The following is a 21262-nucleotide window of genomic DNA, read 5'->3' on the forward strand; positions in this document are numbered from 1 at the left end:
GCGGTCTCTGGCCTTGGAACCGGCCAGTCCCGGGAGGGATCAGTTGGTGCCCTTGCCGCCGCACCTGCCGGTGGCGACGTTGAAGTTGCCGCAGGACAGAGGCGCGCGCCAATCCGAGATCAGGTCCTTGGAATCAGGCAGATAGTCGGACCATTCGTCGCCCATCACGAGGCCGGGCGTCTGCGACACGGTCTCGAACTGGCCGTCGGCCTGGATCTCGCCGATCAGCACCGGCTTGGTGATGTGGTGGTTCGGCATCATCGTCGAATAACCGCCGGTGAGGTTCGGCACGGACACGCCGACCATGGCGTCGATGACCTTGTCCGGATCGGTGGTGCCGGCCTTCTCAACCGCCTTCACCCACATGTTGAAGCCGATATAGTGGGCTTCCATCGGGTCGTTGGTGGTGCGCTTGTCATTCTTGATGAACTTGTGCCAGTCGGCGATGAACTTCTTGTTTTCGGGCGTATCGACGCTCTCAAAGTAGTTCCAGGCGGCGAGATGGCCGACCAGCGGCGCGGTGTCGAGACCGGCCAGTTCTTCCTCGCCGACCGAGAAGGCCATGACCGGGATGTCCTCGGCCTTGATGCCCTGGTTGCCGAGCTCCTTGTAGAAGGGAACGTTGGCGTCGCCATTGACCGTCGAGACAACGGCGGTCTTCTTGCCGGCGGAGCCGAACTTCTTGATCGCCGAGACTTCGGTCTGCCAGTCGGAAAAGCCGAACGGCGTGTAGTTGACCATGATGTCTTCAGCGGCGACGCCCTTGGCCTTCAGATAGGCCTCGAGGATCTTGTTGGTGGTGCGGGGATAGACATAGTCAGTGCCTTCCAGCACCCAGCGCTTCACCGAGCCGCCGTCCTCGCTCATCAGGTAATCGACAGCGGGGATCGCCTGCTGGTTCGGTGCGGCGCCGGTGTAGAACACGTTGCGCTCGCTTTCCTCGCCCTCATACTGGACGGGATAGAACAGGATGTTGTCGAGTTCCGAGAACACCGGCAGCACCGATTTGCGCGACACCGAGGTCCAGCAGCCGAACACGGCCGCGACCTTGTCCTTCGAGATCAGCTCGCGCGCCTTTTCGGCGAAGAGCGGCCAGTTGGACGCCGGATCGACAACGACCGCTTCCAGCTTCTTGCCGAGCAGGCCACCCTTGGCGTTCTGCTCCTCGATGAGCATCAGCATGGCGTCTTTCAGCGTCGTCTCCGAAATCGCCATGGTCCCCGACAGCGAATGCAGAATGCCGACCTTGATCGTGTCTTCGGCGGCCTTGGCCGGAGACGACATCGACAGGCCGGCAGCGACCACGCCGGCCGAAAACATTTTTGTTATTGTCGCGAAATTACCCCTCATACCGAAGACTCCCCAGCTGGTTGATTGCACCGCTACACTGCAATGCAACAGCCGTGCCAAACGCAAAGGCCCGCTCGGAAAAAGGGGAATAGCGCAACGTTATCAGGCTCCTATTATATTAGCCTAAAGAAAACAAAGGCAGCCGGTTAAAGATTGACTGAGGGAAATTTGCGCAGCGCACAAGGCTTTTGCCCAATTTTTGCCCAAGTATGACAACTGCCTAGATTTTGAACTCCGCCAATGGCATGCGGACGAACAATATTGCGGCACGGCGCAAAAATGGGGCAAGCTCATCTCGCAAACGAGTGACCCGATGACATCCCGCATCTCCTGCATTTCCGGCTTCCTGCTGCTGATGGCAACCAGCGGCGGCGCGCGCGCCGATTTCAGCGATGGCAAGCTGCCGGACGGCACCTATCGCTGCGAAGTCTACCTGCTCGGCGCCTTCCTCAACCTCGGCGACATCACCATCAAGGGCAATGTCTATAGCGGCCCGGTGACGTTCGGCACCGCGTCGCAGGGCTACAACTATCAGATGAATGCCAATGGCGAGATCACCTGGCTCGGCCCGCTGGGCGGCTACACCAGCGGCGGCAACTCCGTCTCGATGACGCAAGCCACGCTGGACGGCGAGACCACCCCGTCATTCGACATCATCCTGAAGCAGCCCGACGGCGCCTTCACCGCCTCGACCTGCACCAAGGGCTGAGCAGGCCGACCGCTGTCGCCGTCGGCTGCTCCAAAACCCTTTGCTCTCATGTCATGCGGATGTTGCCGAAGCAGACTAGGGCAGCGGTGCGCCGTAACATCCACCCTGAGAGGCAGACACCATGGCCAACGCACCGTCTTCATCCTCCCCCGTCATCCGCGAAATCATTGCCGAGCGCGTCTCGCGCCGGTCTGTTTTGAAAGGCAGCCTCGCCTCCGGCGCGCTGCTTGCCGGCGGCAGCTTCGTCGGCTCACTGTTTGCCGGCGAAACGCATGCCGCGGCAGCGCAGTCGACACTCGGCTTTCCCGAACTGAAGCGGGTCTACGACAAGACCCATGCCGCCGCCGAAGGCTATGAAACCACCATCGTCGCGCGCTGGGGCGATCCGCTTGCCGCCGGCCTGGCAGAGTTCGACGGCAACAAGGTTGCCGCCGACGAGCAGGAAAAGCGTTTCGGTTACAATTGCGACTACATCGCCTTCATGCCGCTGCCCAAGGGCACGGTGAATTCCGACCATGGCCTGCTCTGCGTCAACAATGAGTACATCTCGCCCAATGTGATGTTTTCAGGGATGACCGAGGACGACGCCGGCAAATCGATGAGCAGGGAACAGGTCGATCTCGGCATGGCCGCCATGGGCCACTCGATCGTCGAAGTGCAACTGAAGGACGGCAAATGGGAAACCGTGGCCGACAGCCCGCTCAACCGCCGCATCACCGCCAACACCGAAATGACCGTTTCCGGACCGGCCGCAGGCCATGCGCTGATGAAGACCTCGGCCGACGCCACCGGCACCAAGGTGCTCGGCACCAGCTATAACTGCAGCGGCGGCTTCACCCCCTGGGGCACGGTGCTGACCTGCGAGGAAGGCGTGTCCGACATTTTCGGCGGCGACCCGAAGAACGCGCCGACCGCCGACCTTCTCGACCGTTATGGCTTTGACGGATCCGACATCTATGGCCGCGGCCGCTTCCATGACCGCTTCAACCTCGACAAAGAGCCGAACGAGGCCAACCGCTTCGACTGGGTGGTCGAGATCGATCCCTACGACCCGCAGTCCAAGCCGGTGAAGCGCACCGCGCTTGGCCGCATGTCGCACGAGGCTTCGACCGTCGTCCTCAACAAGGACGGCCGCGTCGTCGTCTACATGGGTGACGACGACTATTTCGAATACATGTACCGCTTCGTCTCGGCCAAAGCCTACGACAAGGCCAACCCGGCCTCAGGCACCGATCTGCTCGATGACGGCGTGCTGTCGGTCGCCCGCTTCGATGCCGACGGCTCGATGACATGGCTGCCGCTGGTGCATGGCCAAGGCAAGCTCACCGCCGAGAACGGTTTTGCCGACCAGGCCGAGGTGCTGCTGAAGACGCGCTTCGCCGCCGACGCGCTGGGCGCCACCCCGATGGACCGGCCCGAGGATATCGAGACCAATCCGGTGACCGGCCGCGTCTATGCGGTGATGACCAAGAACAAGAAGCGCGATCAGTCGAAGGTCAATCCGGCCAACACCCGTCCGGAGAACCTGTGGGGCCACATTGTCGAACTGATCCCGCCTGGCGGCCGTGGCGCGGATGCCGACCATACGGCGGAAAAATATGCCTGGGACCTGTTCGTGCTCTGCGGCAATCCAAAGGATGCAAAGATCGGCGCCACCTTCCATCCGGATACGTCAGACAATGGCTGGTTCGTCTGCCCCGACAACATCACCTTCGATCCGGCCGGCCGGCTGTGGGTGGCGACCGACGGGGCCAATGATTTCGACCTGCCGGACGGCGTCTATGGCGTCGACACGGAGGGGGCGGCGCGCGGCCTGCCGAAACTGCTGTTCACTTGCCCGCACGGCGCGGAGGCGACCGGGCCGTGCTTCACGCCAGACGGAACGACGCTCTTCCTGTCGGTGCAGCACCCCGCGGAAGATGCCGAGACGCTCGACAAGGTACAGACGCTGTGGCCCGACTTCAAAGACGGCCAGTTGCCACGGCCTTCCGTCGTCGCCATTCGCCGCAAGGACGGACAGCCGGTCGGCGCCTAGCCAATCTCGGGAGAAAAAGTGCGGAACGCGCCCATGCGCGTTCCGCGTAGCGGTCCGGGAGGATGACTCAGATCGCCTTGGCCGACATTTTGCGATGCGATGTATTCGGCCTGGCGGATCGCCAGCGACACGATCGTCAGCGTCGGGTTTTCCGCCGCCCCGGTGGTGGAACTGGCTGCCGTCCGATGCGAACAGATTCTTGATGTCGTGCGCCTCGGCCTGACATGGATGAACTGGCGCCGAAGCGCGAAGCGGCATGAGAAGCTAGCCTTCTGCCGCCACGTCGAGCCCGAGCCGCGCCATGTCGGTGAACAGCGCCTGGCGCTCGGAATAGGCCGTCTGCTCCTCGGTCACGATGTTGTCGACGACGGTCAGCAGCGACAGCGCACGGGCGCCGAAATGCGCCGCGATGCGGTAGAGCGCGCTGGTTTCCATGTCGACGGCGAGCGCGCCCAGCGCCTGTGCTTCAGCGAATCGAGCGCGCCCTTCCGGGTGATAGAATATATCGCTGCAGATGGTCAGCCCTGCCCGATGGTCGATGCCGAGTTGAGCGGCGCGGGCCAGCGCGTGCGCAAACAGGCTCGGATCTGGTCCGGCGGCGGCATCGTAGAGGCCGAAGACCTGGCCGCTTCGCTCGCTTTCGGCGCGCACCGATTGTGAAATCACCAGGGAGCGCAGCGGCACGCCGGCGCTCAGGCCACCGCAGGTGCCGGTGCGGATCAGCGTTTTGACGCCGTGGAAATCCAGGAGCTCATGCACATAGATCAGGAAGGACGGCACACCGATGCCGGTGGCCTGTATGCTGATGGGCCGGCCGCGATAGAGGCCGGTAAAGCCCAGCGCGCCCCTGCGGCGGTTGACGCAACGCGGTGCCTCAAGAAACGTCTTTGCCATCCACTCGGCGCGCTGCGGATCGCCCGGCAACAGCACGGTTGCGGCATAATCACCCTTGGCTGCCTCGTTGTGCGGCGTCACGACACGCTCCCCAAAACCCGCCGCCCGTTTCGCCTGCAATCATGGCAGCGTCACGTCATTGCGCAAGCGGTGAATTAGGCAGCCCTAAGATTCAAGCACGTCCTTGACGACAGTGGCCAGTTGTTTGAGCGAGAACGGCTTCGGCAGGAAGCCGAATTGCGCGTCGGGCGGCAGGTTTCGGGCGAAGGCATCTTCGGCATAGCCGGACACGAAGACAAACTTGATGTCGGGCTGGCGCTTGCGCAATTCGCCAAGCAGCGTCGGGCCGTCCATTTCCGGCATCACCACGTCGGACACGACGATATCGACCTTGCCGCCGAGCGCTTCGAAGACTTCCAGCGCCTCGACGCCTGAGGACGCCTCGTGCACGGTGTAGCCGCGCGAGGTCAGCGCCCGCGAGCCGCCCATGCGGACAGCGTCCTCATCCTCGACCAGGAGCACGGTGGCCGACCCCGACAGGTCCTTCGCGGTGTCGGCGGCTTTCACCGGTGCCGCCGGCGCTTCGCTTACGTCGCCGGGCTTTTTCGCCTCGACGATGTGGCGCGGCAGGAAGATGCGGAAGGTCGAGCCCTTGCCGACTTCGGAATCGCAGTAGATGAAGCCGCCGGTCTGCTTGATGATGCCGTAGACCATCGAGAGCCCCAGGCCGGTGCCCTTGCCGACCTCCTTGGTGGTGAAGAAGGGTTCGAAGATCTTCTTCAGCACGTCCGGCGCAATGCCGGAGCCGGTGTCCTCGACCTCGACCAGGACATAGTCGGCCGGGGTGAGCTCGCGGTAGGAAAAGCTCTTGCATTCCTCGGCCGTCACATTCCGGGTGCGCACGGTGAGCTCGCCGCCGGCCGGCATGGCGTCGCGGGCATTGACAGCGAGATTGACCACCACCTGCTCGAACTGGCCGATGTCGACCTTGACCGGCCACAGGTCGCGGCCGTGATCGACCTTCAGCTTGATGTCGTTGCCGACCAGGCGGGCAAGCAACATCCTGAGATCGGCAAGCACATCGGTCAGGTTCAGCACCTCCGGCCGCAGCGTCTGCTTGCGCGAGAAGGCGAGCAGCTGCCGCACCAGCGAGGCAGCCCGGTTGGCGTTCTGCTTGATGTTCATGATGTCGGGGAAGGACGGGTCCGACGGGCGGTGGTTGGTCAACAAAAGGTCCGACGCCATGATGATGGCGGTCAGCACATTGTTGAAGTCGTGGGCGATGCCGCCGGCGAGCTGGCCGACCGCCTGCATCTTCTGGCTTTGCGCCATCTGGCCCTCGAGCGCTTTCTGCTCGGTGGTGTCGACGGCATAGACGATGGCAGATTCCTCCGCCCCTTCGCCGCCGGTGCCGTCGGCGACCGCGTTGACGTAGAAGCGGATGTGGCGTTCCTCATTGCCGGGCAGCAGCGTGTCGATCGGCTCGATGTCGGCCTGCCTCAGCCGCGCTTTCTCGAAGGCGGCGGCGAATGCCGGGCGGTCGCGCTCGTGGATGACCGTATCCAGCCGCACGCGGCGGTCGACGGCATCGCGGTCGACGACTGAGGAAAACAGCGACAGGAACGGCGCGTTGGTGCGCAGGATGCGGCCGCTGGCGTCGACGCCGGCAATCGCCATCGGCGTCGAGTTGAAGAAGCGGGTGAAGCGCACTTCCGACGCCCGAAGGTCGGCGGATGCATCCTCGCCCTGAGTGCGGTTGAGCACGATTGTACGGGTCGGGCCGTTGGTCCCCTCGCGGCTGGCCGAAACCCGGTGCATGAAGCGCACCGGCAGCGCTTCGCCGGTCGTCGTGGTCAGATCGAGATCGATGACCGCGTTGCGGGTGGTGCCGGGATCGGCCTTGACCGAGCGCACCAGCGCCATGCCGTCGCCGGCGACGATTTCCGGCAGCGTCACCGCGCCAGGCGTGAAGCTCGCGAGATCGATGCCCAGCCATTCGGCGAGCGTGGCGTTGATGTAGGTGACGCGGCCCTCCTGGTCGGCCGAGAAGAAGCCGGCCGGGGCGTGGTCGAGATGGTCGATGGCCTTTTGCAGGTCGAGGAAGAAACGTTCCTGCTCGGCCCGTTCCTGGGAAATATCGGCAAGCTGCCAGGCGAGCATGGGCAGACGCTGGCCGGGAACGCTGAAGGTGCGGGCCCGCGCCCGGTACCAGCGTGCGCCTAGTTCGGCGCCCGGCCGGATCGACTGCGCCAGCCGGAATTCGCCGTCGCCGGCCTGGCCGTCGCGCAGGCCCGAGGCCAGCCGGTATATGGTCACCGAGGCTTCGGGAACATCGGAAAGCAGGCCTTCGACTGTCTTCAGATCGGCTGCCGACGCAGCCCCCGTCATCTCGGCATAGGCCCGGTTGGCGTAGACGACGCGGCCCTTGGTGTCGGTGACGATCAGGCCCTGCGACATCGAATCGACGAAGGCCTTCGACAGTTCGTCGCCGGTCGAACGCGGCGCGATCTGAATGAAGCCGATGGCCGTGGCGAACAGGAAGCCGACGCCGATCATGGCAAGCACGCCCAGCATGCCGAGCAGGAAGGGATCGCCAAGACGCTCTCGGAAAATGCCGAAAACGATCGCGGCCCCGGTCAGGACGATGATGAAGACGATGAGCCGGGTAACCGCGCCCGGCCGCGTGTTCTGGTCGACGATCGGTACCGGATAGAAATCGCCGCGCGTTTCCCTGGCCATATGCCCCCTGCTCGTGAATTCCTGATATCCGACACCGCCCCGGCCGGTTGAATCACATTCTCCTAATCCGGAAAAGGCCTTGGCGGCAAATGTCGGATAAAAATGACGTGCCGGCGTTTCAAGCTGTTCACGAAGCGTGAAGGCAACTTGCGGTGTCTGGTCGCAACGGTCTAGTGTCGCTTCCACTTCAAAAACCGATTTGGGGGCACCGATGCAGTGGCTGGATAGCGTGGCGGGTCCTGGATATGCCGCAGCGCTGCTGTGGACGTTTGCCGCCCTTGTCCTGCTGGTCATCGTGCTTGTCATTATCAGGCTGGTCCGCAACCTGACCTTCGGCACCTTCGTTGCCGGCGGCAGAAACCGCAAGACGCGGCTGGCCGTCATGGACGCCACGGCGGTCGACAGCCACCGCCGGCTGGTGCTCATCCGTCGTGACGATATCGAACACCTGATTTTGATCGGCGGCCCGACCGACGTTGTGGTCGAGCGCGACATCAGGCTGGCGGCGCCACGCCGTCCGGCTTTGACCGGCGATGGCGGCCAGCAGCAACAGGCGCCGCGTCCGCGCGCCGCACAATCCGCATCCGCCCCACCCGCAAGACAGGCGCCACCGCCGCAACCGGTAAAGGCTGCTCCGGCCGCCCTTCCGCCCCGCCAGGCAGCGCCGGCGCCAAAACCAGCCCCAATATACCAGGCGAGCAATGTGACACCGCTGCCGGCCTATGGCGCGGCCGCCAATACCGCCCGGCAGGCCCCGCCGCCACCGAAGCGCGAGTCGATCGACGACACGCTGATGCGGGAACTTGAGGTCTCGCTCGATGATTCGCACGCCAGCAAGCCGGCAAGCAGGCCGGCAGCGACAGCGCCGGAGTCGCTGGATGACGAGATGACCAAGCTGCTCGGCGAACTCGCCAGCCAGAAGCGATAGCGGGAATCGAAATGGCCGATGGCCTGGAACGCTTCACCGTTTCACTCAAACGACGAACTGTCCTGTCTCTTTGATTTTGCACTGGCGAAATGATTTCGCGCTTGTTTGCTGGATGGCATCCAATACAGAATCGAATTTGACGTTCAGGCTTGACGGATGAGCGTTTGCCACGAGCCCAACAACAAAAAATGGCCGGAAATCCCGGCCATTTTCAATTTCTGTCCCGCAGTTGCGCTTCAATCGTCGCGATAGACTTTCTCGCGGCGCTCGTGGCGCTCCTGCGCTTCGATCGACAAGGTCGCGATCGGGCGCGCGTCGAGCCGCTTCAGCGCGATCGGCTCGCCGGTTTCCTCGCAATAGCCGTAAGTGCCTTCATCGATGCGCTGCAGCGCCGAATCGATCTTTGAAATGAGCTTGCGCTGGCGGTCGCGGGCGCGAAGCTCGATGGCGCGATCGGTTTCCGAAGAAGCCCGATCAGCGAGATCCGGGTGGTTGGCGTTTTCCTGCTGCAGGATTTCGAGAGTTTCGCGCGCTTCGCGCAGTATGTCGTTCTTCCAAGTGACGAGCTTCAAGCGAAAGTAAGATTTCTGCCGCTCGTTCATGAACGGCTCGTCTTCGGAGGGTACGTAATCGGCGGTAGAGATATCGTTCATTCGACTCACCCAACAACCCCAAATTTTGCGCTTATATATTCGCGCGGAGGGGGCTGCACAAGCGTAATCGGCGCGCGTTTCACGCAATTGTTAATGCCGTACTGGCGAGGCGCGGCAAAGCCTTCCACAGCAAGGGCGCGCGCGAATTCGCACATGATTCGTTGCGCTTGGGTGCCACCGCCCATTGTGCGGCAGGCCGTTCTCGTGGCTAATCCATTGTGTCATTTGATAGGCAGCACGCCATGGGGGTCCGGTGAGCAGACTGTATCTTTTGCGGCATGCCAAGGCTGGCTGGGCCCTGCCCGGCGTGCGCGACTTCGACCGCCCGCTCGACGCATCGGGCATTGCCGATGCCGAAACGATGGGCACAGCCATGCGTGCCCGCAACTACATTCCCGATATCACGCTCTGCTCCAATGCCAAGCGGGCGCGCCAAACGCTGGAGGGCATCGCCGGCCACACCGATACCGGCCGGGTGCTGTTCTTCGACACGCTCTACAGCGAGGACGCCGCCGGTTACCTGGGCATCATCCGCGGCAATGGCGGCCCCGGCTCGCTGCTGGTCATCGGCCACAATCCGATGACGGAAGACCTTGCCATGGCGGTTTCCGGCAATGGCGACGAGGCGGCGCGGGCCATCATGAACCATGGTTTCCCGACCTCCGGCCTTGCCGTCGTCCGCTTTAAGGGCGCCCTCACCGAGGCCGCGCAAGGTGCCGGCTATCTCGAAGCCTTCCTGACCCCCGCCGATCTCTGAGCAGAGACGACCGGCCCGGGCGCCATTTCAAACTTGAGCCGCGGAGCCTATATCGGGGCTGAGGGAAGCCCCGAGAGAACAGATTTTGGCATCATCGCTGACGACATTTACCGACGAAGCGAGAATTGCCCTGGATACGCTGTCGGGGCGCGCGAGTGGGCTTTTCTCGCCATCGCTGCGGCTCGGAGTCACCGGCCTTTCCCGCGCCGGCAAGACGGTGTTCATCTCGGCTCTTGTCCACAATCTGATCCATGGCGGGCGGCTGCCGCTGTTCGAGGCGCAAAAATCGGGACGCATCGCGCGCGCCTTCCTCGAGGAACAGCCGGATGACGCGGTGCCGCGTTTTCAGTATGAGGACCATATCGCCGCCCTGGTCAATGACCGTATCTGGCCGGACTCGACGCGCGCCATTTCGGAACTCAGGCTCACCATCGAATATGAATCGGCCTCCGGCTGGAACCGCATGTTTTCCAGCGGCCGATTGTCGGTCGACATCGTCGACTACCCCGGCGAATGGCTGCTCGACCTGCCGCTGCTCGGCAAATCCTTCGCCGATTTCTCGCGCGAAGCCTTCGAGATGGCGATGCTGCCGGTGCGGGTCGACCTGTCGCAGGACTGGCGGGCCCTGTCGGCGACGATCGACCCCAACGCCGACGCCGACGAGATGACGGCGCGCCGGCTGGCCGAGAGCTTTGCCGCCTATCTCAAGGCCTGCAAGCTGGACGAGCGGGCGCTCTCGACCTTGCCGCCCGGCCGTTTCCTGATGCCTGGCGACCTCGAGGGTTCGCCGGCGCTGACCTTCGCGCCCTTGCTGCCTCAGAGCGAGCGGCGGCCACGCTCCGGCTCGCTGCAGGCGATGATGGAGCGGCGCTACGAGGCCTACAAGACACATGTGGTGAAGCCGTTCTTCCGGGAACATATCACCCGCCTCGACCGCCAGATCGTGCTGATCGACGCCATGCAGGCGCTGAACGCCGGCCCTGGCGCGATGGCCGACCTCGAACGTGCGGTGACCGAGATCCTCTCCTGCTTCCGTCCCGGCCGGGGCAATTTCCTTACCGACCTGTTTTCACGCCGCATCGACCGCATTCTGGTCGCTGCGACCAAGGCCGACCATCTGCATCACGAAAGCCATGACCGACTGCAGGCGATCGTGCGGCGGCTTGCCGACCGGGCCGTGGCGCGGGCAAATTTCACCGGCGCCGATGTCGACGTGGTCGCCATGGCGGCTATGCGCGCGACACGCGAAGGCACGGTCAAGCAGGGCCGGGAGACGTTGCCGGTGATCATCGGCACGCCGCTGAACGGCGAAAAAATCAACGGCGAAACCTTCGATGGCAAAACCGAAACCGCCATATTTCCCGGGGACTTGCCGGAAAAAATTGATGCCGTTTTCGATGTTTCCGAAACCGACCATCGGCAAAGCAGCGACGATCCGGCGATCCGTTTCGTGCGCTTTCGCCCGCCAAAGCTCGAACGCACCGCCGAAGGCGTCACGCTGTCGTTGCCGCATATCAGGCTCGACCGCGCCTTGCAGTTCCTGATCGGAGACCATCTGGCATGACCGCGCCCCGCAGACCGGCAGCTTTCCGCATCGAGCCGGCGGCCGAACCGAAGCAGGCCCGCAGCCATGCCGAGCCGCTTCCGACGCGCAAGCCGCGCGCCGTGGTCGTGCCGGCCGAGATCGACGTCTTCGACGAACCCGACATCGTTGCTGCCGAACCACCGCCGGCGACCGTGCCGCGCAAGCGCTCGCTGTTTGCCAGCCTGTTTTTCGGCGCGGTCGGCGTGCTGGTTTCGCTGGCCGTCGGCCTGTGGACCGACCAACTCATTCGCGACCTGTTCGAGCGCGCAGAGTGGCTGGGCTGGCTGGCGGCCGCAATGGCGGGGATCGCCGTGCTGGCGCTGGTGGTCGTGCTGGTGCGTGAATTCCTGGCCATTGCCCGGCTGGCCGAGGTCGAAAAGCTGCAAAAGCGGGCTCTCGATGCCGTGGCACGCGACGATCCGAAGGCCGCAAGGGCCGTCGTCGACGAACTGTCGGCCTTTGTCGCGGCAAAACCCGAAACGGCGGCAGGCAGGCGATCGCTGGCCGAATTGCGCGGCGAGATCATCGATGGCGGCAATCTGGTGCGGCTGGCCGAAACCGAGATTCTGGCGCCGCTCGATGCCAGGGCAAAGGTGATGATCCTGGAAGCGGCCAAGCGTGTGTCGCTGGTGACGGCGGTCAGCCCGCGTGCGCTCGTCGATGTCGCCTATGTCGTCTTCGAGGCAGGGCGCTTGATCCGCCGCCTGTCCGAGCTTTACGGTGGCCGGCCGGGCACGCTGGGCTTTTTCCGGCTGGCGCGCAGCGTTCTCGCCCATCTGGCGGTGACCGGCTCGATCGCGGTCGGCGATAGCTTTGTCCAGCAGATCGTCGGCCATGGCCTTGCCGCGCGGCTTTCGGCCAAACTCGGCGAAGGCGTCGTCAACGGCATGATGACGGCGCGCATCGGCATTGCGGCGATGGAGACGGCGCGACCCCTGCCCTTCATTGCCGCCAGGCGGCCGGGCATGGGCGATTTCCTGGCGGCGCTGACCTCGTTCGCGACCAAAAAAGAGAGTGAAACGCCTGCTCCCGACAAGTGAACGTCCTCTCGCGGTCACCAAGCATTAACCAATCTTGTTCATGGTCGTCCAACAACAGCTTCCTTGCTGCCGGGTGTCTTCCATGAAAAGCGTAATCTTGTCCTGCGTCCTGCCCCTGGTCGCGATTGCAGCACCTCTGGGCCTGGCCGGGAAAGCCTCTGCAGCCGAACCCGACAAGCAATTCTTCCACACCGTCGAAGGCAAATGGGTCGGCCCGGGCGAGATCGTTGCCGGCAAGTACAAGGGCACGAAATTCACCTGCAGCTTCGACGGCTCGACGCCTGACAACAAGACGGGCATGTCGCTGGACGGCGACTGCCGGGTCGGTGTTTTCACCCAGAAAATGTCGGCGACCGTCGAGCGCAAGGGACGCGACTACAAGGGCAACTTCATGGGCGGCGCCGCGGGTTCGGGTCTCGACATCATCGGCGGCAATGTCGTCGATCCCCGCAAGGTGGTCTTCACCATCAACCGCAACCAGTTGCGTGGCGTCATGCAAGCCCGCATTCCCGACGACAATTCGATGACCGTGACCATCGCCGTGCGCGTCGACCAGCAACTGGTGCCGGTCATCGGCATGAGCCTCAAGCGCGTCGATGCCGTGGAAGTCGGTTCCATCGCCAAGAACTGATTGCCGGCAGCGGCAAGAAAAAAGGCGGCGGCCACCCGAGCCACCGCCTTTTTCAATTCCCCGAACGAAAAATCAGCCCTTGATGGCGGCTGTCAGCTCGTCATAGGCCTTGCAGGCTTCGTCCAGCGTCGTGGCGCCCTGGTATTTGGTCGTCACCGCCTGCACCTTGGCCGTCAAGTCAGCCGCCTTGGACGGATCCTTGGTGATCGCCTCCTGCAGCGCGGCGGTCATCTCCTGCGCCTTCTTGGCCGCGATCTCCTGCGTGCATTCGGGCGCCTTCGAGCAGGCCGATGCGGCAAGCATGGCGACACCCACGCCGACGAGCAAAAACTTCTTCATGTCAGTCATCTCCTCAAAAAGGCAGAACTTGATCGTCGCTGCCTTCCAACGGCCGAAGCCGAGCGTCCCTTAGCCGCCGATTGCGGCAAAACGCAACGCGAGAACCGCATAAACTTGTGTAACGCAGCTGCAACATCGCGGCGGTCCGGATTTGAGGCCGCCTATGCATGTCGCCCAAAAGTGCGCAGCGGTTTTGGGACAACGACATGTATAAATACAGCAACCTAAAGCGCGTCGCATTAGGCCGGTCAGGCGCGACGCGCTTTAGGTCAGCTGCAGCAAGGTTCAGCCGCGAGGCTGTAGCATCGCCAGCACGGCTGTCGATGCGGCAAGGACCGCGGTAAGGGTCAAGGGTCCGGTAGCGCCATAGGTGTCCACGACATAACCACCGACCACCGCGCCCATGGTGATGGCGACCTGGAAAGAGGTGACCATCAGGCTGCCCGCTGCTTCCAGCGCATCAGGCGCCGGACGGGACAGATTGGTCGGCAGCACCACCGGCGCCATGCCGAAGGCGAAGCCCCAAAGCGTGACAAACCCGAAGGCAATACCGATGTGCACGCCCCAAAGTACCAATGCCAGCGCCGCAAACCCCATCAAAGCGGCGGTGACCAGGAGCGCCATGTGGATATTGGCATCGGCCAAGCGGCCGCCGGCAATGTTGCCGATCACGGCGGCGATGCCAAATCCAAGCAGAGCCAACGCAATCGGCCCGGTTGCGAGCAGCGTAACGTGTTCGAGGAAGGGGCGCACATAGACGGAGCCGGCAAAATGCCCCGTCATCAGCAAGACAATGGCAAGCATGCCGAGTTGAACGCCACGCCGCCGTGTCAGCCGAAACACGTCGGCAAGACTGTTGCTTGCTGCTGCAGGCAAGGTCGGCAGGCTAAGCAGTTGCAGCAGCATGGCAATCACGGCCAGCCCCGCCGTCATGGCCATGGCGCTGCGCCATCCCAGCCAGTCGCTGATCAACGCACCCATCGAGGGCGCGGCAATGGTGGCAAGCGAGACGCCGAGGGTGACGATGGCCATGCCTCGACCTGTCGCATTGGCGCCGACCAGCCTCGCCACGACGGCAACCGAAAGTGCCCAGAAAGCGCTGAGAGCGACGCCCAGCCCGGCCCGGCCTAGCAACAACAGCCAGAAATTGGGCGCCAACGCTGCAAGAATGTTGGAAGCGACCGCCAGGGCCATCAGGCCAACCAGCGCGGTCTTGCGGTTCAACCGGCCGATGAGAACATTGCTCAACATGGCCGTCACGGCACCGACGGACGCGGTGGCGGTAACGACCTGTCCGGCCGTTCCCTCGCTGATGCCCAGATCGCGCGCCATCGGCGTCAACAGACCTGCCGGCAGGAATTCGGCCGACACCAGCGCAAAGCTGGTGGCAGCCAATGAAATGACCGCGAACCAGGTGGCTGTGCTCCACGCTGCTGGCGCATCGGCGTCAAGGCCGATCGCGGTGTCTTCAAGCTGTAATGTTGTGTCAGTCACGGAACGATCTCCAAAGTTTGGAGATCTTAGATAGGCGAGTCTGCCCGGATTATATGTATCTTAAAATCCGAAATTCATATCTATTCGTCCGGGAATTGTGCGGCGCACAACGCCGGGCGAGACATTGGTGATGCGCTTGAACGCGCGGGCGAAGGATGCCTCGGAATCATAGCCCAGACGGGTAGCGACTTCGGCAACCGACATGCCGTTTTGCCCCAGCAAATCGCGGGCAAGCTGCATACGCAGGCGGGCGAGATAATGTGCAGCGCCCTCCCCCAAGACAGCGCTGAAGCGCTCGGCGAAAATCGACCGCGATTGGCCCGCCACGCCGGCCAGGCTTCCCAGCGTCCAGTTATGGCCGGGGTCCCGGTGCATGGCTGCCAGAGCGCGGCCGATATGAGGGTCGCGGATGGCTGCGAGCCAACCAGTCGTCGAGGCTCCGTTGCAATTGACCCAGCAGCGGATGAGCCGGGCTGTCAGCAAGTCCGCCATACGCGACAGAATCGTGGCGCTGCCCATCTGCGGTTGCGCGGCCTCCACCGTCATCGCCGCCAGCAAAGGACCGACGACCGGGTCATTGCCGGCGACATCGCAACCCTTGATGACAGGCGGCATCAACGTGATCAACGGGTTGAGCGCACAGGAGCCCAAGGCCATGGAGCCGCAGAAAAGGGTGCTTGTCGCGCCCGTTCCCTGCCTTACCACTTCGCAGACATTGCCACCCAACTTGGTCACCTGGCAGCCCTCGAGCGAGTCGCCTTCAACGTCCGGCGCACTCGCCAGCCGATGGGCGGTGCCTTGCGGGAGCAGCACCAGATCGCCATCGCGCAACTCCTGCCAGCCTTGCGCTTCGGTATGAATCCAGCATGGACCCTGGCCTACAAAGTGAAAACGAAGCAGCGGTTGTTGCGGAAACTCTATGCTCCATGGATGCCGGAGTTCGCAGCGGCCATAGTTGACGCCACTCAAGCGAAAGTCTTGCAAAACTTCGCTTAGCGCGTCCATCGGGATATGGGGCGGCGAAGACGGTCGGGACGAATGGTCAAGCATTTGCCGAATGTAGATGCCGAACGTCCGGCAGGCAAGCAGAGACCGTTGTTCCACCGGGGCGACCGCTACGATGACGCCCTACCCTTCCTGGCAGGCTTCCCGCCCTTGCCTCCCACTCCAACTGCATGCAAGGAGTGCTGGAGAACACAGGGACAAGAGGCATGGCGGCGGAAGCATCGGGCAGCGATCTCATTCAGGTGGTGGCGCTGCTTGCCGCGGGCGTCGTCGCTGTTCCGATCTTCAAACGCATGGGGCTGGGCTCGATCCTCGGCTATCTCGCCGCCGGCGTCGTCATCGGGCCGTTCGGTATCGGCATTTTTTCCGAATCGGAAGCCATCCTGCATGTCGCCGAACTCGGCGTCGTCATGTTCCTGTTCATCATCGGGCTGGAGATGCAGCCATCGCGGCTGTGGGGCCTGCGGCGTGAGATTTTTGGCCTCGGCGCCCTGCAAGTTGGCGTCTGCGCCTTGCTGCTCACCGGTGTCGGTCTCGCCGGCGGATTTCCGATCGCGCAATCCTTCGTTGCCGGCGCCGGCTTCGTGCTGACCTCGACGGCAATCGTCATGCAGCTGCTGGAAGAGCGCGGCGAGATGGCCAGTCCGAAGGGACAGCGCATCGTTTCCATCCTGCTGCTCGAGGATCTGGCGATCGTGCCGCTCTTGGCGCTTGTCGCCTTCCTGGCGCCGGGTGGCGCCGAGATGACCCTGCAGCAAAGGTTGACCGAGATCGGCATCGGCCTTGGCGCCATCGTCGGGCTGGTGGTCGCCGGCCGGTATCTGCTCAATCCGTTCTTCCGCATCCTGGCCGACGCCAAGGCGCGCGAAGTGATGACGGCGGCGGCGCTGCTGGTCGTGCTGGGGTCGGCGCTGGTCATGCAGCTTTCCGGCCTGTCGATGGCGATGGGCGCGTTCCTGGCCGGCGTGCTTCTGTCCGAATCGACATTCCGCCACCAACTGGAAGCCGACATCGAACCGTTCCGCGGCATCCTGCTCGGCCTGTTCTTCCTCGCTGTCGGCATGTCGCTCGACCTGCATGTGGTCGTCGACAACTGGCGGCTCGTCGCCATCTATGTCGTCGCCTACATGGTGATGAAGGCGCTCGGCATCTATCTTGTCGCCCGCATGCTGAAGAGCGGCCACCGCGAAGCGCTGGAGCGCGCCGTTTTCATGGCGCAGGGCGGCGAATTCGCCTTCGTGCTTTATTCCGCCGCCGCGGCAGTCGGCATCATCGACAGCCGGGCCAACGCCACGCTGACCGCGATCATCATCATCTCCATGGTGCTGACTCCGCTGGCCATCATTGCGCTTAGATATCTGACGCCGCGCGACGAGCAGTCGCTCGAAGGCGTGGACATCGCCGACGGCCTCACCGGCAGCGTTCTGGTCATCGGTTTTGGCCGTTTCGGCCAGATTGCCAGCCAGCCACTTTTGTTGCGCGGCATCGACGTGTCGATCATCGACAATGATGTCGAAATGATCCAGGCGGCCGCCGATTTCGGCTTCAAGGTCTATTATGGCGACGGCACGCGGCTCGACATTCTGCGCGCCGCCGGTGCTGGCCGCGCGCGCGCCGTGCTGATCTGCGTCGACAAGCCGGACGCTGCCGTTCGCATTGCCGAACTGATCAAGGCGGAGTTCCCGCTGCTGACCGTTCTGGCGCGTGCGTATGATCGCGGTACCGCGCTGTCGCTCATTCGCGTCGGAGTCGATTTCCAGCTGCGTGAAACCTTCGAATCGGCCCTCGTTTTCGGCGGCTCGGCGCTTGAAGCGCTTGGCGTCGAACCGGAAGATGTCGCCGAAGTTATCGAGGACGTGCGGCGACGCGACAACGACCGGTTCGAGACGCAGTTGGCGGAAGGCATACGGGCTGGCCGGCGCTTCCTCAGGGGCAATATCGGCACGCCCATACCGACGCCGCTTGCCCCGCCACGCCGACCCGGCCAGGCACTGAACGAAGAAACCGCCGGGGTGTTGAACAAATCCGAACAAGCCCAGCCAGAGGAAGGCCGATGACCGCATTGGATGAGCAAGCGCTCGCCGTCACAAAATTCTGGCGCGAGGCCGGTGAGGATGCGTGGTTCGAGAAGAACGACGCTTTCGATGCGGATTTCCGCAGCCGGTTTCTGGACCTGCATTTTGCCGCCGCGCGCCGCGAATGCGATGTCTGGTCGGAGCATGCCGAGGGTTCGCTGGCGCTGATGATCCTGCTCGATCAGTTCCCGCGCAACTGCTTTCGCGGCACCGGCCACATGTACGCCACCGATCCGCTGGCGAGGCACCTTGCCGCCAAGGCGATCGCCGCCGGCCATGACGTTGAGTTGGACGAAGATTTGCGGGTTTTCCTGTACCTGCCCTACGAGCATTCCGAACTGGCCGCCGACCAGGACAGATCGGTCGAGCTCACCACCGCCAGGGCGCCGGAGTATATCAAATACGCGATCGAGCATCGCGACATCATCGAGCGTTTCGGGCGCTTTCCGCACAGGAACAAGATGCTTGGCCGTGAGACGACTGCCGACGAACAGCTATTTCTCGATGGCGGCGGGTTTTCGGGTTAGCTCAACCACCAGTCACGGCCGGACGTGAGCCGCTCAATCCCTGACGTGTCGACCGCACCCAGCCGTTCAGCCACGCTGCGGCCGCCCACCGCCAGTTCCGGCGCGATCTCGGCCAAGGGCGCCAGCACGAAGGCGCGCTCCAGCATCCTGGGGTGCGGCACTTCCAGGCCGGTTTCGTGGATGATGCGGTCGCCGAACACCAGTATGTCGATGTCGATCAGGCGCGGCCCCCAGCGCTCCTCACGCACCCGCTTCAGCTTGCGCTCGGCCTCGAGGCAGAGGTCGAGCAGCGCCCTCGGCGCCAGCGCTGTCGAGATTTCGGCGGCGGCATTGAGGAAATCCGGCTGGTCGAGCTTGCCCCAGGGCGGCGTACGGTAAAGCGAGGACACGGCGATGACGCGCGTGCTCTTGTCGGCGTCGAGCAGGCGCAGCGCCGTGGCCATCGAGGCCGCCGGATCGCCGAGATTGCCGCCAAGGCTGAGATAGACCGTGTTATTCGGGCCAGACAACGGTCACCTCGACATAATCGAGCACGCCGGGCACCGGCGCGTTTGGTTTGCGCACGGTGATCTCGGCCTTCCTGATCTGTGGAAACCGCGCCGTCAGCGCCTTCGCCACTTCGAGCGCCAGCGCCTCGATCAGGAAACGGCGATGCCCCGTGATGATCTTTTCAATCACCGTGAAGGCGATGCCGTAATTGACGGTGTCCTCGATGGAATCATCCTCCAGCGGGCGGCTGGGCTCGACGGTCAATTCGGCATCAACGTAGAAACGCTGGCCAAGCGCCTCCTCCTCGTCCAGCACGCCGTGCCGGGCAAAGAAGGCGCAGTTCTTCATGCGGATCACGTACATTTCTTAGCTTCCTGGGCTTAGTATCCCGGCTTTTCACGCGCCAGCATAGCATCGGCCACGGCCAGTGCGTCCACGTTGATTGCGACATCGTGGACGCGAAACAGATCGGCACCCTTCAGCCTGAGGATGACGCTGGTGGCGGCCGTGCCGGCGCCGCGCGCGGCGGCCTCGCGGCCGGTGATCGTGCCGATGAAGCGTTTTCTGGAGGTGCCGGCCATCAGGGGAAAGCCGAGCGCCTTTAGTTCGGAAAACCGCGCCATCAGATCGAGGTTCTCCTCCGCCGTCTCCTTGGCGAAGCCGAAGCCGGCATCGAGCACGATATGGTCGTCCTTGACGCCGCTGCGCTTCGCGATTTCCAGCGATTTCTTCAGGAATAAAAACTGATCGTCGATGACGTCGGGCAGCTTTTGCCGCTCGCGCCCGGTGTGCATGATGACCAGCCCAGCGCCGGTCTCAGCGGCGACGCGGGCAATGCCGGGTTCACGCTGCAGGCCCCAGACGTCGTTGACGACATGCGCGCCGGCGGCAACGGCGAGGCGCGCGGTTTGCTCGCGATAGGTGTCGACCGAAATCAAGGCATCGCCGGAGCCGGCGAGTGCTGCTATCACCGGCAGGATGCGGGCCTGCTCGTCCTCAGGGGTTACGGGAGAGGCGCCGGGGCGCGTGGATTCTCCGCCGATATCGATGACGGCAGCGCCCTCTTCCACCATGCGGCGCGCCTGCGCCACCGCCTGGTCAGGCGCGATGAACCGCCCGCCATCCGAAAAACTGTCCGGCGTGACGTTGAGAATACCGACCACTATGGCCTTCTCGCCAAGGTCGAGATGGCGCCCATGCGCCAGTCGCCATCGCCTTGTCGTCATTGTCCTTCAACCATGTGACCCATCGAGCGCTTGCAATCCATCAACGATGCGTGATCGGTGGAGGATCAATTCGGTTGCGCCGGCAACGGCCGTAAAGCAAGGTGAGTGAAGAGGCAACATGATGAAGCGACCCCTGCTCTGCGCCCTGATGCTGGCTTTGACCGCCCCGCCGGCGGGCGCGACCAATCTGGTGAAGACCTATAGCTATTTTGCCATCGGCGGCAGCACGCTCGATGACATCGAGACGCAATTGTCGAAGCATGGACCCGAGGTGAAAAGCACCGGCATGCGGCATCCGGGTGCGACCCAGATGGCGTTCACCACCCGCATCAGCTACGCGCAGACTGCCGATTCCTGCCACATTGCCAAGGCTGCCGTCACCGTCAAGGTCAAGGTCATCCTTCCGGAGTGGCGCCGGCCGCGCAAGGCCGACCCCGATGTCAGGCTGTTCTGGGATACGCTGTCGGCAGACATCAAGCGCCACGAGGAGCGCCATGTCGAGATTGCCAAGAACCACGGCCGTCAGCTCGAGGACGCGCTGAACGGGAGCTTTCCGCAAAAGACCTGCGCCGAGGCAAAGGCGAAAGCGGCGCAGATCACCGCGACCGAGCTCGCCCGGCATGACCAGGATCAGTTGCGCTTCGACCGCGTCGAAGGCGTCAACTTCGAAAGCCGCATTCTGCGGCTGCTGCGCTACCGCATGCAGCGCGTCGAAAGCGGCCAGGTTCCGCCTGGCTGACCACGGGACTGGAACAAGCCAATCCTGCCGAAACATGAGGCCAGCCG

The 21262-nt window shown here is 63.5% G+C and carries 20 protein-coding genes; 10 read left to right on the forward strand and 10 right to left on the reverse strand.

The genetic code is table 11. The features are described from left to right. Window positions 1-39: 39 nt before the first annotated feature. Window positions 40-1350, reverse strand: coding sequence for an urea ABC transporter substrate-binding protein (urtA, locus tag ACWGTI_RS10735; protein WP_112561521.1), 1311 nt, complete (start codon window positions 1348-1350; stop codon window positions 40-42). Window positions 1351-1663: 313 nt separating this feature from the next. On the opposite strand from urtA, the gene ACWGTI_RS10740 reads away from it, so the two are divergent. Continuing rightward, a complete protein-coding gene (locus ACWGTI_RS10740) occupies window positions 1664-2059 on the forward strand; it encodes a hypothetical protein (protein ID WP_454587085.1) in 396 nt (131 codons plus the stop codon). A 121-nt stretch (window positions 2060-2180) separates the two neighbouring features. Then, window positions 2181-4094, forward strand: a complete 1914-nt coding sequence (locus ACWGTI_RS10745; protein WP_454587086.1) for a PhoX family protein — start codon at window positions 2181-2183, stop codon at window positions 4092-4094. Between the two features lie 264 nt (window positions 4095-4358). On the opposite strand, the gene ACWGTI_RS10750 is transcribed toward ACWGTI_RS10745, so the two are convergent. Both ACWGTI_RS10750 and cckA read right to left on the reverse strand, forming a co-directional pair. Beyond that, entirely contained in the window at window positions 4359-5069 is a 711-nt protein-coding gene (locus ACWGTI_RS10750) for a purine-nucleoside phosphorylase (protein WP_454587087.1), read from the reverse strand. A gap of 84 nt (window positions 5070-5153) precedes the next feature. Further along, the gene (cckA, locus tag ACWGTI_RS10755) at window positions 5154-7727 is read right to left on the reverse strand and encodes a cell cycle histidine kinase CckA (protein WP_454587088.1); all 2574 of its coding nucleotides are present in this window, start codon (window positions 7725-7727) and stop codon (window positions 5154-5156) included. Window positions 7728-7938: 211 nt separating this feature from the next. On the opposite strand from cckA, the gene ACWGTI_RS10760 reads away from it, so the two are divergent. Continuing rightward, window positions 7939-8655 carry a hypothetical protein gene (locus ACWGTI_RS10760; protein ID WP_454587089.1) on the forward strand — a complete coding sequence of 239 codons (717 nt, stop codon included), beginning with the start codon at window positions 7939-7941 and terminating at the stop codon, window positions 8653-8655. A 236-nt stretch (window positions 8656-8891) separates the two neighbouring features. Here the strand turns inward: ACWGTI_RS10760 and dksA are convergent, their stop codons facing one another. Further along, complete coding sequence (dksA, locus tag ACWGTI_RS10765; protein ID WP_112395407.1) at window positions 8892-9308, reverse strand: RNA polymerase-binding protein DksA; 417 nt, start codon at window positions 9306-9308, stop codon at window positions 8892-8894. 253 nt (window positions 9309-9561) lie between these two features. Here dksA and ACWGTI_RS10770 point away from each other — a divergent pair, with 253 nt between their 5' ends. The 4 genes from ACWGTI_RS10770 to ACWGTI_RS10785 all read left to right on the forward strand — a co-directional run bounded on the left by ACWGTI_RS10770 (window position 9562) and on the right by ACWGTI_RS10785 (window position 13321). Continuing rightward, window positions 9562-10065 (forward strand): SixA phosphatase family protein, encoded by a 504-nt coding sequence (locus ACWGTI_RS10770; protein ID WP_454587090.1) that lies wholly within the window; start codon window positions 9562-9564, stop codon window positions 10063-10065. A gap of 85 nt (window positions 10066-10150) precedes the next feature. Further along, the gene (locus ACWGTI_RS10775; RefSeq protein WP_454587091.1) at window positions 10151-11629 is read left to right on the forward strand and encodes a YcjX family protein; all 1479 of its coding nucleotides are present in this window, start codon (window positions 10151-10153) and stop codon (window positions 11627-11629) included. Next, window positions 11626-12690 (forward strand): YcjF family protein, encoded by a 1065-nt coding sequence (locus ACWGTI_RS10780; RefSeq protein WP_454587092.1) that lies wholly within the window; start codon window positions 11626-11628, stop codon window positions 12688-12690. The genes ACWGTI_RS10775 and ACWGTI_RS10780 overlap by 4 nt, the downstream gene beginning before the upstream one ends. Before the next feature lie 82 nt (window positions 12691-12772). Then, entirely contained in the window at window positions 12773-13321 is a 549-nt protein-coding gene (locus ACWGTI_RS10785; protein ID WP_454576237.1) for a hypothetical protein, read from the forward strand. Window positions 13322-13393: 72 nt separating this feature from the next. Here ACWGTI_RS10785 and ACWGTI_RS10790 read toward each other — a convergent pair whose 3' ends face one another. From ACWGTI_RS10790 to ACWGTI_RS10800, 3 genes are all read right to left on the reverse strand, one after another. Beyond that, complete coding sequence (locus ACWGTI_RS10790) at window positions 13394-13660, reverse strand: hypothetical protein (protein WP_112561811.1); 267 nt, start codon at window positions 13658-13660, stop codon at window positions 13394-13396. Window positions 13661-13945: 285 nt separating this feature from the next. Continuing rightward, window positions 13946-15154, reverse strand: coding sequence for an MFS transporter (locus tag ACWGTI_RS10795; protein ID WP_454587093.1), 1209 nt, complete (start codon window positions 15152-15154; stop codon window positions 13946-13948). A 60-nt stretch (window positions 15155-15214) separates the two neighbouring features. Then, window positions 15215-16204: an AraC family transcriptional regulator gene (locus tag ACWGTI_RS10800; protein ID WP_454587094.1), complete on the reverse strand. Its 990-nt coding sequence runs from the start codon at window positions 16202-16204 to the stop codon at window positions 15215-15217. Between the two features lie 161 nt (window positions 16205-16365). Here ACWGTI_RS10800 and ACWGTI_RS10805 point away from each other — a divergent pair, with 161 nt between their 5' ends. After that, on the forward strand, window positions 16366-18216 hold the full coding sequence (locus ACWGTI_RS10805) for a monovalent cation:proton antiporter-2 (CPA2) family protein (protein WP_454587095.1): 1851 nt from the start codon (window positions 16366-16368) through the stop codon (window positions 18214-18216). Beyond that, window positions 18213-18761, forward strand: a complete 549-nt coding sequence (locus ACWGTI_RS10810; protein ID WP_454587096.1) for a DUF924 family protein — start codon at window positions 18213-18215, stop codon at window positions 18759-18761. Before ACWGTI_RS10805 ends, ACWGTI_RS10810 begins: the two co-directional genes overlap by 4 nt. Here ACWGTI_RS10810 and folK read toward each other — a convergent pair. Genes folK through folP form a run of 3 tightly spaced genes read right to left on the reverse strand, consistent with a single transcriptional unit; the run spans window position 18758 to window position 20476 of the window. After that, window positions 18758-19270, reverse strand: coding sequence for a 2-amino-4-hydroxy-6-hydroxymethyldihydropteridine diphosphokinase (gene folK / locus ACWGTI_RS10815; RefSeq protein WP_454587097.1), 513 nt, complete (start codon window positions 19268-19270; stop codon window positions 18758-18760). The two genes, ACWGTI_RS10810 and folK, sit on opposite strands and share 4 nt — an antisense overlap. Continuing rightward, window positions 19254-19613, reverse strand: a complete 360-nt coding sequence (gene folB / locus ACWGTI_RS10820) for a dihydroneopterin aldolase (protein ID WP_142865847.1) — start codon at window positions 19611-19613, stop codon at window positions 19254-19256. Before folB ends, folK begins: the two co-directional genes overlap by 17 nt. A 17-nt stretch (window positions 19614-19630) precedes the next feature. After that, the gene (folP, locus tag ACWGTI_RS10825) at window positions 19631-20476 is read right to left on the reverse strand and encodes a dihydropteroate synthase (RefSeq protein ID WP_454587098.1); all 846 of its coding nucleotides are present in this window, start codon (window positions 20474-20476) and stop codon (window positions 19631-19633) included. 118 nt (window positions 20477-20594) lie between these two features. Between folP and ACWGTI_RS10830 the strand changes: the two genes are divergently transcribed. Further along, a complete protein-coding gene (locus ACWGTI_RS10830; RefSeq protein WP_454587099.1) occupies window positions 20595-21215 on the forward strand; it encodes a DUF922 domain-containing Zn-dependent protease in 621 nt (206 codons plus the stop codon). Window positions 21216-21262: the final 47 nt, after the last annotated feature.

The sequence above is a fragment of the Mesorhizobium sp. ArgA1 genome (assembly GCF_053714375.1).